Consider the following 16,890-nt stretch of genomic DNA (forward strand, 5'->3'; position numbering starts at 1 on the left):
AGGCGAGTGGTGAGGAGTTGGTGGGTGCTCCGGTGGCGGCGGTGAATGGGCCGTCGTCGTGTGTGGTGTCGGGGCCTGCGGGTGTGGTGGAGGGGGTTGTGGGGGTGTGGCGGGGGCGGGGTCGGCGGGTGAAGCCGTTGGTGGTGTCGCATGCGTTTCATTCGGTGTTGATGGAGCCGATGTTGGGTGAGTTCGCGGAGGTGCTTGCGGGGTTGACGTTTCGGGAGCCGCGGTTGCCGATTGTGGCGGGGGTGGTGGGGGGTGTGGCGGATCATCGGGATCCGGGTTATTGGGTGCGGCATGTGCGTGAGGCGGTGCATTTTCTGGATGCGGTGCGGGCGGGTGAGCGTGCGGGTGTGGATCGGTGGTTGGAGGTTGGCCCGGACGCGGTGTTAGCCGCGCTGCTACCGGGCTGTTTGACTGCTGACCCGACGGTGATCGCCGCGACCGGCCGCCGCCCCCGCCCCCGACCCACCACCACCGAACCCACCACCACCGAACCCACCACCACCGAACCCGCCACCACCGAACCCGCCACCACCGAACCCACCACCGCCGATCAGCGGGGTCGCGATGAGGTGGTCACTCTTCTCACCGCGGTTGCCCGGTTGTTCGTGACCGGGACCCCGGTCGCGTGGGATGCGATCGTTCCGGCGCCGGATGTGGAGTCGATTCCGGTGGCGCCGACGTATCCGTTCCAACGGGAACGGTTCTGGTTGGCTCCTAGTCCGGCGGTTGGGGACGCGTCGGCGTTCGGGTTGCGGCCGGTCACTCATCCGTTGTTGTCCGCCGCCGTCACCGTCGGCGAACACCTGGTCCTGACCGGGCGGTTGACGGCCGCGAGAACAGCGTGGTTGGGCGAGCACGTCATCGCCGGGACCCCGATCCTGCCCGGGACCGGGTTCGTTGATCTGGCCATCCACGCCGGCGACCAGATCGGCGCCACCACCGTCGGGGAACTCACCCTGCACGCCCCCCTGACCATCCCCTCCGACATTCAGGTCCAGATCACCCCGACCGGCACCGACGGCCACCACGACCTGACCATCACCTCTCCCACCGGCCTACACGCCACCGGCACCCTCACCACCGGCACCCTCACCACCGACACCCGACCAGAAACCCACCCGGGCCTCACCGCCTGGCCACCACCGGGAGCCGAACCCGCCGACATCAGTGACCTGTATCCGGCTCTCACCGCAGCCGGTTACGACTACGGACCCACCTTCCACGGACTCCAGACCGCCTGGACCGACGGCGATCACGTCTACGCCGACGTCGCGCTGCCCGAGGGCACCGACACCACCGGCTACGGCATCCACCCCGCACTCCTGGACGCCGCCCTGCACGCCATGTCCCTGACCCACCAGACCACCGAAACCCTGCTCCCCTTCGCCTTCACCGACGTCCGCCTACACGCCTCAAACGCCACACACCTCCGGGTCCACCTCACCCGCACCGGAGAACGCGAGGTCTCCCTGCTGGCCACGGACACCGCCGGGCTGCCGGTGGTAGCGGTTGGTGCCCTGCGGCTGCGGCCGGTCGAGCAGGATCGGGTCGGTGTCAGGGCCGCGGTGCTTCACAGTGTTCAGTGGCGTCTCCTCGAGGAGGGTGGCAACGTCGAGGTCGACACGACTGTGGCGGCGTTGAGTGGCTCCGGCACGGCGACTGACCGTGCTGCGGAGGCGCTCGGGCTTCTTCAGAGTTTCCTGCGGGACGCACCTGCCGATGCCCGCCTGGTTCTGGTGACCGAGGGCGCCGTGGCGGCCGCCGATGGCGAGACTGTGCGTGATCCCGCCGCGGCCGCGGTGTGGGGGATGGTCCGGTCGGCGCAGTCGGAGCATCCCGGTCGGTTCGCGATCGTCGATGTCGACGAGCCGGGGGCGGCCGGCCTGGCAGGTGCGATCGCTTCCGGCGAGCCGCAGGCTGCGGTGCGCGGCAGCGCGGTGCTGGTCCCGCGCCTTGCGGTCCTGGCGGGCGGGCGTGAGCCGGTCGCCGACGTCTGGGACGGCTCCGGGACGGTGCTGATCACCGGCGGGACCGGGACGCTGGGCACCCTTGTGGCCCGCCACCTCGTGCAGCGGCACGGCGTGCGCAGCCTGATCCTCGCCAGCCGCAGCGGAGTGGTGCCAACGCCGGGTGAACCGGGCCGCAATGGAGAAACAGCGGGGCTGGATGACCTCGACGCCACGATCCGGGTGGTCGCCTGCGATATCGCCGACCCTGATCAGCTAACCGCCCTCCTCGCCGAGATCCCGGCGGACCGCCCGTTGACCGGCATCGTGCACGCGGCCGGCGTCCTCGACGACGCCACGGTCGAGCAGCTCGATCCGGACCGCCTCGCGGCCGTGTTGCGGGCCAAGGCCGATGCCGCCGTACACCTGCACGAGTTGACCCGCACCGCACCGGTGACGGCGTTCGTCATGTTCTCGTCGGTCGCTGGGGTTCTCGGCGGTGCGGGTCAGGGCAACTATGCGGCGGCGAACGCCGTCCTGGACGCTCTGGCGTCCGTGCGACACGCGGAGGGCCTGCCGGCGACGTCGATCGCCTGGGGACTGTGGCAGGCGCGAAGCGGTATGACGCGAGCGCTCGCGGATGGTCAGCTGCGCCGGATGGGTGCCGCGGGGCTGCGTGCGCTGCCGGCCGACGAGGGTCTCGCGATGTTCGACGCCGCGGTCGGCTCAGGCCGAGCGGCCGTGGTCGCCGCGGGGTTCGAACCGGCAGTTTGGCGCGCTGCGGAGCCTTCGGCGGTGCCGCTGCTGTTGCGGGCGCTCTTCCCGGGGCGGGCGCGCCGCGCGGCCGAGGCCGGGCGGGCCACGTCGGATCTGCTGTCCCGGCTCACCGGGCGGGACCCGCAGGAGCAGGCCGCCGTCCTGGTCGAGGTGGTCCGGACCGCGGTCGCGGCGGTGCTGGGGCACGTCAGCGCGGAGGCGGTGGACCCGGCGCAGGCCTTCAACGAGCTCGGCTTCGACTCACTGACTGCCTTGGAGCTGCGTAACCGACTCACCGAGGCGACCGGGCTGCGGCTGCCGGCGACGCTCATCTTCGACTATCCGACGTCGGCCGCGCTCGCCGGCAAGCTGCGCACCGATCTGCTCGGTGAGGTGGGGGCCGCGGCGCCCGTGCCGGTGGCCGCGCCCGCGTCCGACGATCCGGTCGTGGTGGTGGCGATGGCGTGCCGCTATCCCGGCGGGGTGCGGTCGCCGGAGGAGCTGTGGCAACTGGTCCGCGAAGGCGGTGACGCCATCGGGCCGTTCCCGGCGGACCGAGGCTGGGACCTGGCCGAGCTAGCCCCGGCGGCGGAGGGCGGCTTCCTCTACGACGGCGACCATTTCGACCCGGCGTTCTTCGGGATCAGCCCCCGTGAGGCGCTGGCGATGGATCCGCAGCAGCGGCTGCTGCTGGAGCTGACCTGGGAGACGTTCGAACGGGCGGGGATCGACCCGGCCACGGTGCGCGGCAGCCGCACGGGTGTCTTCGCCGGCATGATGTACGCCGACTACGGCGCCCGCCTGCACACCATCCCCGAAGGCTTCGAGGGATATCTGAACAACGGCAACGCGATGAGCGTCGCGTCCGGGCGGGTGGCGTACACGTTCGGGCTTGAGGGGCCGACGATGACCGTCGACACGGCCTGCTCGTCGTCGCTGGTGGCGCTGCACCTGGCCGCGCAGTCGCTGCGCCAGGGTGAGTGCGACCTGGCGCTGGCGGGCGGCGTCACGATGATGTCCACACCCAACCTGTTCGTCGACTTCAGCAAGCAGGGCGGGCTGGCCATGGACGGCCGGTGCAAGTCCTTCGCCGCGACCGCGGACGGTACGGGCTGGAGCGAGGGCATCGGCATGCTGTTGCTGGAGCGGCGCTCCGACGCCGAGCGCCGCGGTCACCGGGTGCTCGCCGTGATCCGGGGCAGCGCGGTCAATCAGGACGGTGCGTCCAACGGGCTGACGGCGCCGAACGGGCCTGCGCAGGAGCGGGTGATCCGGCAGGCGCTTGCCAACGCTCGGCTCGCGCCCACCGACGTGGACGCCGTGGAGGCGCACGGCACCGGCACCACGCTCGGCGACCCGATCGAGGCACAGGCGCTGCTGGCCACGTACGGGCAGGACCGGGCGGAGCCGCTGTGGCTCGGCTCGGTGAAGTCGAACATCGGGCACACGCAGGCCGCCGCCGGCGTGGCAGGGGTGATCAAGATGGTGCAGGCGATGCGGCACGGCGAGTTGCCGCCGACGCTGCACGCCGACGAGCCGTCACCGCACATCGACTGGTCCACCGGCAACGTGGCGCTGCTGACCGGCGCACGGCAGTGGGCGCAGCCGGGCCGTCCCCGCAGGGCCGCGATCTCCTCGTTCGGCATCTCCGGAACGAACGCCCACGTGATCATCGAGCAAGCCCCGGCCGCCGAGCCGGAGCCGCTGGCCCCGGCAGATCCGGAGCAGCAGGTCCCGGCCGGCTCGAAGGCCGCGGAAGCGCCCCAGCCGCCCGTGATCCCGTGGGTCCTCTCGGCCCGGACGCCGAAGGCGCTCGCCGCCCAGGCAGACCAGCTCGCCGCCCAGGCAGACCAGCTCGCCGGCCACACCTCCGCCGACCCCGCCGCGGTGGGCCTGGCCCTGTTGCGCGACCGCGCCCGCTTCGACCACCGCGCCGTGGTGGTCGGCGCGACCCGCGAGGACCTGCTGGCCGGCCTCGCCGCGCCTCGCACCGGCCGGGTGACACCCGGCGGCAAGCTGGCGATGCTCTTCACCGGCCAGGGCGCGCAGCGCGTCGCGATGGGCACCGGCCTGCGCCGCGCCTACCCGGTCTTCGCTGCCGCGTTCGACGAGGTGTGCGCCGGGTTCGAGGGGCTGCTGGAGCTGCCGCTGGCCCAGGTGGTCGACGGTGGCGGTCCGTTGGACACCACCGGATACGCCCAGCCGGCGCTGTTCGCGTTCGAGGTGGCGCTGTTCCGGCTGGTGGAGTCGCTGGGCGTGCGCCCGGACGTGGTCGGCGGCCACTCGCTCGGCGAGATCGTCGCCGCGCATGTCGCCGGCGTCCTGGACCTGTCCGACGCCTGCCGGCTGGTGGCGACCCGCGGACGGCTGATGCAGGCGCTCCCCGACGGTGGGTCGATGGTCGCGGTGCAGGCCTCGGCCGAGGAACTGGTGGGCACCCTGGGTGAGGCGTCGCTGGCCGCGGTGAACGGACCGGCCGCGTGCGTGATCTCCGGTGCGGCGCAGGACGTCGCCCGGGTTGCCGACCACTGGCGGCGGCAGGGACGGCGGACCAAGCGGCTGCGGGTCAGCCACGCTTTCCACTCCGCGCTGATGGAGCCGATGCTGAGCGAGTTCGCGGCGCTTGTGGAGACGCTGACGTTCCACGAGCCGACCGTGCCGGTCATCTCCAACGTGACAGGTGGCTGGGCCGACCACACCGATCCGGTTTACTGGGTGCGGCACGTGCGGGAGGGGGTCCGCTTCCTCGAGGGCGTACGCACCGCCGAGGCCGCTGGCGTGACCCGGTGGTTGGAGCTGGGCCCGGACGGCACACTCGCCGCGATGGTGCGCGACTGCCTCACCGGCACCCCGGCCGTCGTCTCGGCCGCGCAGCGCGCCGGCCGCGACGAGCCCGCCACGCTCCTCACCGCGCTCGGCGACCTGTTCGTCACCGGTACGCCGGTCCTCTGGGAACGCCTCTTCGACGACACCCGCCCAGCCCACGTCGACCTACCCGTCTACCCGTTCCAGCGGCAGCGCTACTGGTTGGAGAGCCCGAACGCGGGCGTTCGCTCCGCGGCGGAGAGCCGGTTCTGGGCGGCCGTCGAGGGCGGCGACCCGGCAGGCCTCGCCGCGGTGCTCGGCGCCGACGAACCGGCGATCGCGGCACTGCTGCCGTTGCTCGCCGAGTGGCGGCGCAGCGAGCCGGCCGGTGCTCCGGTCGTGGACATTCCCGAGCCGCTCGCGGAGGGCGGCGAGTCGCTCACCGACCGGCTCGCCGGCCTGAGCGCGGCGGACCGCGAAGCGGAGCTGCGGAACTTCGTCACCGGGCAGGTCGCGGCCGTGCTGGGCCACGACGCCACCGCCGCCATCGGCCCGGACGACGACTTCATCGACCTGGGCTTCGCCTCGCTCTCCGCGGTCGAGTTGCGCAACCGCCTGCAGGCCGCGGCCGGTGTCGAGCTGCCGGCGGCCCTGGCCTACGAACACCCGTCCGTCTCGGCGGTGGTCGCGTTGCTGCGCGACCTGCTCGCCGCACCCGCCCAGCCCTGACACCCCCGGTAAGGAGCACCGATGGAGTTCAGCCTCTTCTACTTCGCCGACGACAGCGTGGGTTCCGCCGCTCCCGGCGCCGATCCGCGCCGCTACCGGCTGCTGCTGGAGGGTGCCCGGTTCGCCGACACGCACGGCTTCAGCGCTGTCTGGACACCCGAGCGGCACTTCCACCCGTTCGGCGGCCTCTACCCCAACCCGGCGGTCACCGCGGCCGCTCTCGCGACGATCACGGAGCGGATCCGGATCCGCGCCGGCAGCGTGGTGGCGCCGCTGCACGACCCGATCCGGGTCGCCGAGGAGTGGATGGTGGTCGACAACCTCTCCGGCGGCCGCGCCGAGGTCTCGTTCGCCTCCGGCTGGCACCCGTCGGACTTCCTGCTCCAGCCGGGTAACTACGACCAGCGCCGGGAACTGCTGGTGTCCACCGTGGAGACGGTGCAGCGGCTGTGGCGCGGCGAGGAGGTGGAGCGCCGCGACGGCCGGGGCGAGCCGATCCGGGCCCGCGCGTACCCACCGGCCGTGCAGCCCGAGCTGCCCGTGTGGCTGACCAGCGCGGGCAGCACCGGCACCTTCAAGGCGGCCGGCGCGATGGGTGCCGGTGTGCTCACCCATATGCTCCAGCAGGACCTGACGACGCTCGCGGCCAACATCGCCGAGTACCGGGCCGCCCTCGGGGGGCGTACGGGGAAGGTGGCTCTGATGTTGCACACGTTCGTGGGCGCGGACACCGCCGAGGTCCGATCCGTCGTGCGGGAGCCGCTGAAGGCCTACCTGGCCAGTTCGGCGGAGCTGTTCTCCGGCGCTTCCGCGGCGACCGGGCAGGATCTCGACCCGGCGCTGTTGGAGGAACTGCTGGATCTGGCCTTCGAACGCTACTTCACGGCGGGCGGCCTGTTCGGCTCGGTGGAGCACGCCGCGGCCATGGTGCGGCGTGTGCGGGAGATCGGGGTGGACGAGATCGCCTGCCTGATCGACTTTGGTATTCCGGCCGACACCGTCATCGACAGCCTGGGCCACCTGGACGAGTTGCGCGCCGCGAGCGCCGCCTGAGAGCGCCGGGCCGTTCCGCCGGGCGGCGGAACGGCCCCCGTGGGCTGCGGGGTCAGGGCTGCTCGGAGGGGTCCAACTGGAGCCACACCGGCAGGTTGCTGCGGCCGCCGACATCGAGCTTGCGGTAGATGCGGGTGAGATGCTGCTCGACGGTGCTGTTGGTGATGAACAGCTTGTGCGCGATCTCCCGGTTGGAGTAGCCGTGCGCGGCCAGGACCGCGACCCGGTGCTCCGCCTCGCTGAGGACGGTCGCCGCAGCCTCGGGCGTGGCGTCGACCGGTTCCGCCCGGCTCGGCTGCAGCTTGGCGATCAACGGCTCGGCCCGGCAGACCCGGGCGAGATGGTGTGCGCGCCGGGCGGTCATCCGGGCCCGGTTGGACTCGCCCATCGCGTAGTAGGTCTCGCTGAGGTCGGCGAGCGCGTGGGTGAGCTCCAGCTTGTCGCCGGAGGTGTGCAGCACCTGAACGGCCTCGGACAGGATGGGTACCTGTTTGCGCCGGCTGGAGGTCTGGGCGAGCGCGCGCAGGGCGGCGCCTCGCACCCGGGCGGAGACGGCGCGCCCGGCGGAGATCTGCGCCTCGAGCATCGCCCGCGCCGACCGCGTCTCGCCGAGCTGCAGCAGCGCGCGGGCGGCCCCGACCTGCCACAGCGACTGGGTCTTCATGCCCCAGCGGTCGAGGCGGTCGCCGATCGCGCGGAAGTCGTCGAGGGCCTCCTGCGGCCGTCCCTGCGCGAGCCGCAGGCGACCGCGGGTGTACAGGAAGCCGAGGCCGAACGACGTCTCCATCATGGTTTCGGGGTGCGGCTGCTCCAGGATGTCGGCGGCCTGCTCCACCCGGCCCATCTCGATCATCGCGAGGACCAGCGCGGCGCGCGGGGTGCCGATCGCGACGCCCCAGCCGCTCGCCGGGATGCGGGCGAGCGCCGACTGGGCGCGCCGCTCGGCGGCGGGCAGGTCACCGAGCCGCAGCGCGGCCTGGGCCCGAATGCTGTCGAGGATCGCCTGCCACATCGGCGCCTCGGCCAGCCCGGTCCGGGTGCCGAGAACGTCGCACCAGGTCAGCGCGCGGTCCGGTTCGTCGAGGTAGAGCAGGGCGCCGAGGGTGGGCAGGATCGGCTCGACCATGCGCGGGTCCAGCAGCGCGCGTTGCAGCAGGCGTTCGACCAGGGCGAGGGCTTCGTCGCCGGGCTGGCGCAGCGCGACGGTGAGCGTCTGCGCCCCCCGGGTCCGCGGGCCGGTGCCGCGGCGGGCCGACGCCCGTTCGGCCAGTTGCTGGCCCAGGCCGGGCGCCATGAACCCGAGCCAGGCGCCGGCTTCGTCGAGCGCGAGCAGCACGGCCGAGTCGGGCTGCCCGTCCGAGGTCAGCCGGTTCAGCGCGGCGGTGGCGTCGGCGGTGCGCCCGTACCAGAAGAGGTGTTTGACGGCGAGGATCGCCGGGCGGTCGCGCAGCCGGCCGTCGGCCAGGGCGGTGACCAGATCGTCCAGGTGGCGTACGCCCGCGTCCGGCCGCGTCCACCACTCGGCGTGCGCGAGCAGCGCCACCGCGGTGGCGTGCTGGGTCTCGTCGGCCGGTGCCCGTCCGGCGCATCGCAACTGCGCCAGTGCCTCCTGCGGCGCGCCGTCGTGCAGGGCCTGGCCGGCGGCCTCGATGAGCACACCGGCCGCCCACGGGTGGGTGACGTCGCCCGCGGCGACCAGGTGCCGGGCGACCGTGCGGGGCGCCGCCCCGGCCTCGTGCAGCGCCTCGGCGGCCCGCAGGTGCAGGGGCCCCCGCGCCGCCGCGGTGGTGCCGGCCAGGACCGTCTCGCGGGCCACGGGGTCGCGGAAACGCCCGGCGTCGACCAGCCCGGCGTCGGCGAGGGCGGCGAGCGCGGCCTTGGCCTCCGGCGCGTCCAGGCCGAGGATCGTGGGTAGCAGTTCCGGTTCGCTGAACGGGTCGAGCACGGCCAGGGCCAACCCCACCGTGCGGGCGCTCTCGGGGAGTCGCCCGAAGACTGTCTGCACGGCCCGGGTGAACGCCTGTCGTTGCGCGGCGGCGGGCTGCTGCTCGTCGGTGAGCAGGGCGTGCAGCAGCAGCCGGCTGCCGCCGGTCGCGGCGTGGTAGCGGGCGGCGCGGTTCCAGGCCTGCCGGTCGTCGAGGCGCGCACCGATCAGGTCGGCGACGCGGGGGAGTGACAGCGCCGCGAGCCGGACGTGCCGGCAGTGGGGCAGGGCCAGCAGCTCGGCCGTGGTGGCGGTGTCGAGCGTGAAGTCCTCCTCCAGCACGAGCATCAGCCGGGTCCCGGCGACGCGCCGCGCCAGGCCGAGCAGGCAGTGCCGGGAGGCCGGGTCGAGGTGCTGCGCCGCGTCCACACAGATGATCACCGGCTGGCGCTCGGCCAGGTCGAGCGGGATGCGGCGCAGGCTGTGCAGCAGTTGGGCGGCGCCGTCCTGGGCGTCGTGGTGGTCGAGGTCGGTAAGTGTCGCGCCGAGGGTGCCCTCGCCGAGCAGTTGGGCCATCCCGGCCGCCCGCGGTGACACCCGGCCGGCGCCGTGTAGCAGCCGAGCGATCACCGCGAGCGGCGCGTCGCCGGCGGCGGCGGTGGTCCGCAGCACGAGGGCGTCACGTGCCACCGGACCGGCGAGGAAGTCGTCGATCAGCTCCGTCTTGCCGCTGCCCGGAGGGCCGCTGATCACCGCCGCGCAGCCGCGTCCCGCGCGGAAACCGGCGCCGAGCCAATCGAGCTGTGTGCGTTCGTCGTCGCTTTCGACAATGCGGTCTCGGACACGTGTCATGGATGTTTCTTCCCCGTGAAGATTACCTGACAAAGGCCTGCGTGAATCCAGTTAACGGTTCTCCCAAGTAATCTTGCCTACGTTCTCACGGCGTTCGCAAGTGGCATTCGTCGTAGCTGAATCCCGACTCGTCGACGTCGGGCGGGGCGACGACCCGGCAGCGGGGACCTGCCCGGTGGCCGGACGCGCGACCCGGCTGCGGCGGCGTGGGCGCCGCTGGCGCTGCGACCAGGACGGATGCCCGCGCCGGTCGTTCACCGAGCAGGTGTCACAGGTCCCGGACCGGCGAAGAGGTGGTTGCGGCAAGCCGCCGGGGGCGGTCGGCGACGTCTGTCACACCACGCGCGGGCCACCCGAGCGCCGACCGCGACCGCACCGATGGGCGAGGGTTACTCGACCAGGTCGAAGGCCGCACCACTGCGGGAGCAAAAGGTGTGAGTTTCCTGCGAGTCACCGATGTAGGGGTGGGCAGGGGTGCCTTACCCGTGGGTATCAACCTAGGATTCCGGCCGCAATTGAAAACGCGCGGCAGACCTGCCGCGCGTTGCGTAAAGAATGCGCGTGTTATCAGGCGCGGGCCACGGCCGAAGCGGCCGCGGCCATAACCTGGATGACCTGCGGTGCCTGCTCGACGATGAAGAAATGCCCGCCGGGCAGGATGTGCATGTCGAACCCGGCCGTGGTGTGGTCGCGCCAGGCCCGCGCCTCCTCGAGCGTCACCTGCGGGTCGGCGTCACCGGTGAAGACCGTCACCGGACAGTCCAGCGGCACGTCGTGCCCGTGTCGGTACGTCTCGATCGCCCGGTAGTCGGCCCGGACCGCAGGCATCGCCATCTGCATCACCTCGGGGTTGGCCAGGGCGTCGGCCCTGGAGCCGCTGAGTGACCGTAGCTCCGCGATGATGCCGCGATCGTCGCGCAGGTGCACCGTCTCGGAGCGGTGCCGCGACGGCGCCCGACGCCCCGAGGCGAACAGGCGCAGGGGCGCGCGGCGCTGGGCCAGCTCGTAGCCGACCACGGCGCCCATGCTGTGCCCGAAGACCAGCAGCGGCAGGTCGTCCAGTCCGGACACCACCTCCGCCAGCTCGTCGGCGATCGCGGCGATGGTCGGCAACGGGCGCTCGTGGTGCCGGTCCTGGCGCCCGGGATACTGCGCCGTCACCACCTCGACCCGCGGTGCCAACGCGTGCGACACCGGCAGGTAGAAGCTGGCCGAGCCGCCCGCGTGGGGCAGCACGAGCAGCCGTACCTCGGCCGTGGGCGCCGGCGCGAACCGGCGCAGCCAGGCGTCCGCGTCGGGCCGCATCTCACTGCTCCCCGCGGATCAGCGGCGCCAGCTCGGCCGGCGACGGATGCGTGAAGACGTCTGCGAGCTTCAGCCGAACCCCTGTCACGCCCTCGATCCGTTGGACGAGCTGGGCGGCGAGCAGAGAGTGGCCGCCGCTGACGAAGAAGTGGGTGTCCGCCGCGACGTCGTTGCGCTCCAGCAGCTCGCGCCAGAGCGTCAGCAGCAGGCGGATCGTCTCGTCGGCCGGTTCGTCGACAGCGGACGAAGGCGCGCCGTCGGTGTCACGGAGACGGCGCTGCTCCGCCACCCGGGTCAGCGCGATCGTGTCGACCTTCCCGTTGACGTTTGTCGGCAGCGCGTCGACCACCACCACGTCCTGCGGCACCGACGACCGCGGCAGCCGGTCGGCCGCCAGCCGCCACGCCTGCTCGGCCAGCTCCGGTCCGGCCGCGGACTCCAGGAACGCGACAAGGATGCCGTCCGCGACCGGATCGCCGACGACCACCACCGACGCGGCCTTCACCTCCGGGTGCCCGGTCAGCACGGCCTCGATCTCGCTCAGCTCGATGCGGTTGCCCCGCAGCTTGATCTGCCGGTCACCGCGTCCCAGCGCTTCCAGCGTCCCGTCGGTACGCCACCTCGCCGCGTCCCCGGTGCGGTAGAAGCGCCCGTACTCCGGGTGGTCGCCGAAGCGCCGCGCGTTCAGCTCGGCACGCTCGTGGTAGCCGATCGCCACGCCGTCGCCCGCGATGCAGAGCTCGCCGCGCAGGCCGATCGGCAGCGCGCGGCCGTACGGGTCGGCGACGAAGACCTCGGTGTTGGCGATCGGCCGCCCGATGTCGATGACGTCGGGCGCCGGGTGCCCGATCTCCCCGGCCGTGGACCAGATCGTCGTCTCGGTCGGCCCGTACACGTTCCACAGCCGGCAGCCGGTGGCGGCCAGGCTCGCGGCGAGCGCGGCCGGCAGCGGCTCACCGCCACACAGCACCCGCCGCCCGGCGAGGGTGGGCGTCAGGTCACCGGCGATCAACCGCCAGCTCGTCGGCGTCGCCTGCAGCACGGTCACGTCGTGCCGCTGGACCAGCGAGGCCAGGGCCGCGCCGTCGGTGCGCAGCTCGTCGGGCGCGGTGACCAGCCGCCCGCCGGTCACCAACGGCAGGAACAGCTCCAGCGCCGAGATGTCGAACGCGAACGTGGTGAGCCAGAGCGTCGCGTCGTCCGGCCCGGCTTCCAGCTGCGTGGCGAAGTGGCGGATCAGGTTGCCGAGACTGCTGTGGCTGATGCGGGTGCCCTTGGGCCGCCCGGTCGACCCGGACGTGTAGATCAGGTAGGCGCAGGTGCCGGCGCCCGGCAGCACCGCCTGCTGGGGGACACCCTGCTCCGGCTCGCACGTCGCCATCGGCAGGGTCGTCACGCCGGGCAGGCCGACGCCGGGCGCCGCCAGCACCGCGCGCGCGTTCGCGTCCTCGAGCTGGTACTCGACGCGTGCGGCCGGATGGTCCGGGTCGAGCGGTAGGTAGGCGGCGCCGGCCAGCCACACGCCGAGCGCCGCCGCGGCGAGCTCCGGGCCGCGCGGCGCGGCCAGCGCCACCACGTCGCCCGCGCCCACGCCGTGCGCCACCAGCGCCTCCCGGGTCCGCTCGGCCGTGTGCCAGAGTTGGCCGCGGGTGACGGCGCGCTCCCCGTCCACGCACGCCACCACGTCCGGGCCGACGGCGACGAGCGCGGCGACCGCCTCGAGGACGGTCGCGGGCTGCACCGGCCCGGCCGTGTCGTTGGCCGCGTCGATCGCTGCCCGGTCTCGGGGGGCGAAGACGTCGATCTCGCCCATCGGACTGCCGTCGTCCTCGGCGAGCGCCACCAGCAGCGAGTCGTAGCGCTCCAGCATCAGCTCCACGTCGTCGTGGCCGAGCACCTCGGTGTAGTAGACCGCCCGCACCCGTACCGCGTCGGCGGTGGAGAGGATGAAGAACTCCAGGTCGAACTTGCTCGCGCCGTTCTCCACCCCGATCGGGGTGGCGCGCATGCCGTCCAGCTCGAACGGCTGCAGCCCGTCGGCCGGCACGTAGTTGAACATGTGCCGGAACAGCGTGGTCCGCCACGCGCCGCCGGCCCGGGCCACCTCGGGTAGCAGCCGGTCCACCGGGACGTCGGCATGCGCGAGCGCCTCGAAGAACGTCGCCCGTGCGCGGGCCACCAGGTCGCCGAACGCGCGCTCCGGGTCGACCTCGAAGCGCAGCGGGACGGTGTTGATGTGGTAGCCGATGGCGCGCGGCGCGTCCGGCGGCCGGACGTTGACCGGCGTGCCGATCACCAGGTCCGCGGGGCGGCCCGGCTCGTCGGCCAGCGGCGCCGCGAGACCAGCGCCGTGCCGGGCCAGCAGCAGCCCGTACGCGGCCAGCATGATCACTGCCTCGGGGGCGCGCAGCCGCTTCTCCAGCTCCTTGACGCTCGCCCGCGCCCGGTCCGACAGCAACCGGCTCAGGTGGCCGCCGGTCAGCGTCGGCTGGGCCAGGTCGGGCCTGCCGCACCACAGGTCCAGGGATTCGGAGTCGGTGTCGCGGACCTGCCCGCGCCAGTAGTCCAGGCTCTGCTCGCGGACGGGCACCTCGGGCGTCGGCGGCACCGTGGCCAGCAGTTCCCCGGGCACCTCGGCGCCGGCCCGCAGCGCCTCGTACGCTCGCGTGAACTCGTCGACGAAGATCGACGTCGACACCGTGTCGAAGACCAGGTGGTGCACGACCAGGCAGAAGATGTCTCCCTGCGGCCCGCGGAAGATCCCGGCACGCAGCAGCGGTGTGCCGTCCACGGCGAACGGGCGGGCGGCGTACGCGTCCAGGGCCACGTTGACGTCGTCGGGGTCGTAACCGCCCGTCTCGATCGTCACCGACGCGCTGTCGAGCACCCGCTTGCGCAGCCCGCCCTCCTCGTCGAAGACCGTCCGCAGGATCTCGTGGCGCAGCACCAGCCGGTCCAGTGCGCCCTGCGCGGCGTCCTTGTCGAGCAGGCCCGGTACCGAGAAGGCGTACGAGATGTTGTTCGCCGGTGTCCCGGGCACCAGGGTCTCCAAGACACGCAGCGACTTCTCCTTCAGCGTCGCCTCACGGTGTGCGTTACCGGCTGCAGGTTGCATGGATGCTCCGCTCACGGTGGCAGGAGTGGTTATCGGAGGAGTCCGTCGACGACCTTGGCGACGCCCGGGTCGCGCAGCAGGTCGGCGTGCACGAGGTCGAACCGGACCTCGTCGGCGACCAGGCCCGCCCGCTCCGCCTCCGGTACGAGGTTGAGGCCGTTCTTGGGCGAGGCCGAGCTGATCGCCGTGGCACCGGTCCAGACGGGAGCGGGCTCGATCTGGACCGCGGCGGCCAGGAACGCCAGGAACGAGCCGAACGTGGCGGCGAACTCGTCCTTGCGGGTGTCGTCGATGCCCAGCCGGTCGAACGCGGGCCCGGCCTCGCGGCGGAACACGCCCTTGAGTTCCTGGCCGAGCAGCCGCAGGTCGCTCTGCTGCTCCTGGGCCACCCAACCGAGGCGCTGCGCGTTGCCGATCTCGTCGGCCGAGAGCACCGTCGACATGTTGCCGATCACCTTGTGGAACTGGCCGTACATGCCCAGTGGGGTGACCGCCTCGGGGTCGAACAGGATGACCTGCGGCCGCTGCTGCCACCGGGAGATCCGGTCGGCCATGGTGGTCGCGTAGTTGCTGCCCGCGCAGTAGCCGAAGCAGGCGCGCACCACCGGGCGGCGCTCCTCGATCTCCGAGAGCCACCAGTCCGCGTAGTCGGTGCCGGTCATGTCGGTCTCCGTGCCGACCGGCGGCGGCACGGTCTCCCAGATCGCGTACCCGCCGGTCAGCAGCGGCGCGAGATCGGTGAACCCGGCCTCGGGGCGTCCGGTGGCGAAGAAGTCGGTGGCGAGGACCACCTCCGGCGCCGATCCCTCGCCTGAGGTCAGGACGTTCCAGTTGCGCAGCGCAGCCATGGTCTCTCCTCGGGGCAGGGCGCGATTCTCGCGTCACGCTATTGACAGCGGCAGCGGCGCAGTACCCCTATCGACCCGGCACCAGGACCGCGGTCACCACGAGACCGCCGGTGACCAGATAGCGGCCGTGCAACGTCTTCAGCCCTGGATCGCCGCCGTCGGCCGTGACGTGACCCACGAACGTCCGGGTGGCCGGGTCGATCGTCAGCCGCGCGTCCTCGAACTCCAACTCGCGCCGGGTCAGCGGGAACCACGCCTTGTAGATCGACTCCTTGGCGCTGAACAGCAGCCGGTCCCAGTGCGTCGACGCGTCGGCGCGCCGCAACCCGCGCAGCATCTCCGGCTCGCCCGCGGCGCTTATCGACGCGGCCACGCCCTCCGGCAGCGGGCCGTGCGGCTCGGCGTCGATGCCGACACCGGCGGCATGCGCGACGCGCGCCACCGCGGCGGCGCGGTAGCCGCGGCAGTGCGTGATGCTCCCGGCCACGCCGGCCGGCCAGCGGGGTTCGCGGCGCGGCCCGGGCAGGATCGGCGCGGGCGGGAAGCCGAGCCGGGCGAGCGCCTCCCGGGCGCAGCGGCGGGCCGTGACGAACTCCTGCCGACGCGCCGGCACGGCCCGGTCGACAAGCCGTTCCTCGCCGGGGAAGCAGGGCTCGCCGGCCACGTCGGCGAAGGCTTCGGCGCACGCCACCGGCTCCGGCAGCAGCAGCTCGATCACGGCTGTCCCTTGAGGATCAGCCGCAGCGGGTCGGGTGCCGCGCCGCGCCGGCGCCACTCCCGCGGGTAGCCGAGCGACACCTCCTCGAAGCGGACGCCGTCGTAATGGGTGGTACGCGGGATGTGTAGATGCCCGTACACCGCCGCCACCGCCCGGAACCGGGTGTGCCAGTCCGCGGTCAGCTCGGTGCCGCACCACTGGGCGAACTCCGGGTACCACAGCGGATCGGTCGGCGCGCGCAGCAGCGGCCAGTGGTTGACGAGCACGGTGACGGCGTCCGGCGGCAGCGCCTCGAGCCGGCGGCGGGTGGCCGCGACGCGGGCCCGGCACCACGAGTCCCGGTCCGGATACGGGTCCGGATGCAGGAGCTGCTCGTCGGTGCAGACCACACCCGACTCGTACGCGATCCGCAGCGACTCCGCCTTTGTCGTCGCTCCCGGCGCCCGGAACGAGTAGTCGTAGAGCAGGAACAGCGGCGCCACCGTGACCGGGCCGTCGGCGGAGTCGAACACGGGGTAGTCGTCCTCCGGCGTACGGACGCCGTGCTCGCGGCACATGTCGACAAGCGCCTCGTAGCGCCGCACGCCGCGCAGCCGGACCGGATCGCGGGCGTGTGTCCACAGCTCGTGGTTGCCCGGCGACCAGATGACCTCGCGGAAGCGGCTCTTGAGCAGGCGCAGCGTGCGTTCGATGTCGGCGAAGATCTCACCGACGTCACCGGCGACCACGAGCCAGTCGTCGTCGGCGTGCGGCGCGATCCGGTCGAGGATCTCGCGATTGTCCGCGTACGACACGTGCAGGTCGCTGACCGCGAAGAGGGAACCCGGCAT

The 16,890-nt window shown here is 72.9% G+C and carries 8 protein-coding genes; 2 read left to right on the forward strand and 6 right to left on the reverse strand.

The annotated features are described in order from the left end of the window. The first annotated feature begins 41 nt into the window (after nucleotides 1-41). Together ACGFH8_RS14035 and ACGFH8_RS14040 are read left to right on the forward strand one after the other, a co-directional pair. Complete coding sequence (locus ACGFH8_RS14035) at nucleotides 42-6,245, forward strand: SDR family NAD(P)-dependent oxidoreductase (protein ID WP_393367943.1); 6,204 nt, start codon at nucleotides 42-44, stop codon at nucleotides 6,243-6,245. Nucleotides 6,246-6,266: 21 nt separating this feature from the next. Continuing rightward, nucleotides 6,267-7,298, forward strand: a complete 1,032-nt coding sequence (locus ACGFH8_RS14040; RefSeq protein ID WP_393367123.1) for a MupA/Atu3671 family FMN-dependent luciferase-like monooxygenase — start codon at nucleotides 6,267-6,269, stop codon at nucleotides 7,296-7,298. Between the two features lie 52 nt (nucleotides 7,299-7,350). Here ACGFH8_RS14040 and ACGFH8_RS14045 read toward each other — a convergent pair whose 3' ends face one another. From ACGFH8_RS14045 to ACGFH8_RS14070, 6 genes are all read right to left on the reverse strand, one after another. Continuing rightward, on the reverse strand, nucleotides 7,351-10,074 hold the full coding sequence (locus tag ACGFH8_RS14045; RefSeq protein ID WP_393367125.1) for a LuxR C-terminal-related transcriptional regulator: 2,724 nt from the start codon (nucleotides 10,072-10,074) through the stop codon (nucleotides 7,351-7,353). 567 nt (nucleotides 10,075-10,641) lie between these two features. Then, entirely contained in the window at nucleotides 10,642-11,379 is a 738-nt protein-coding gene (locus tag ACGFH8_RS14050; RefSeq protein WP_393367127.1) for a thioesterase II family protein, read from the reverse strand. 1 nt (nucleotide 11,380) lies between these two features. Beyond that, nucleotides 11,381-14,494, reverse strand: coding sequence for an amino acid adenylation domain-containing protein (locus ACGFH8_RS14055; protein ID WP_393367129.1), 3,114 nt, complete (start codon nucleotides 14,492-14,494; stop codon nucleotides 11,381-11,383). Between the two features lie 29 nt (nucleotides 14,495-14,523). Next, nucleotides 14,524-15,342: a hypothetical protein gene (locus tag ACGFH8_RS14060; RefSeq protein ID WP_393367131.1), complete on the reverse strand. Its 819-nt coding sequence runs from the start codon at nucleotides 15,340-15,342 to the stop codon at nucleotides 14,524-14,526. Nucleotides 15,343-15,409: 67 nt separating this feature from the next. Next, nucleotides 15,410-16,060, reverse strand: coding sequence for a 4'-phosphopantetheinyl transferase (locus ACGFH8_RS14065; protein ID WP_393367132.1), 651 nt, complete (start codon nucleotides 16,058-16,060; stop codon nucleotides 15,410-15,412). Then, nucleotides 16,057-16,890, reverse strand: a complete 834-nt coding sequence (locus tag ACGFH8_RS14070) for a metallophosphoesterase family protein (protein ID WP_393367134.1) — start codon at nucleotides 16,888-16,890, stop codon at nucleotides 16,057-16,059. The genes ACGFH8_RS14065 and ACGFH8_RS14070 overlap by 4 nt, the downstream gene beginning before the upstream one ends.

The organism is Micromonospora sp. NPDC049175, from assembly GCF_043197345.1.
Classification (GTDB): domain Bacteria; phylum Actinomycetota; class Actinomycetes; order Mycobacteriales; family Micromonosporaceae; genus Micromonospora.

Excerpts from the sequence above, each read along its gene's own strand:
- ACGFH8_RS14040 (WP_393367123.1), top strand. The coding sequence starts at position 6,267 with ATGGAGTTCAGCCTCTTCTACTTCGCCGACGACAGCGTGGGTTCCGCC.
- ACGFH8_RS14060 (WP_393367131.1), bottom strand. The coding sequence starts at position 15,342 with ATGGCTGCGCTGCGCAACTGGAACGTCCTGACCTCAGGCGAGGGATCG.
- ACGFH8_RS14045 (WP_393367125.1), bottom strand. The coding sequence starts at position 10,074 with ATGACACGTGTCCGAGACCGCATTGTCGAAAGCGACGACGAACGCACA.
- ACGFH8_RS14055 (WP_393367129.1), bottom strand. The coding sequence starts at position 14,494 with ATGCAACCTGCAGCCGGTAACGCACACCGTGAGGCGACGCTGAAGGAG.
- ACGFH8_RS14050 (WP_393367127.1), bottom strand. The coding sequence starts at position 11,379 with ATGCGGCCCGACGCGGACGCCTGGCTGCGCCGGTTCGCGCCGGCGCCC.
- ACGFH8_RS14070 (WP_393367134.1), bottom strand. The coding sequence starts at position 16,890 with ATGCCGGGTTCCCTCTTCGCGGTCAGCGACCTGCACGTGTCGTACGCG.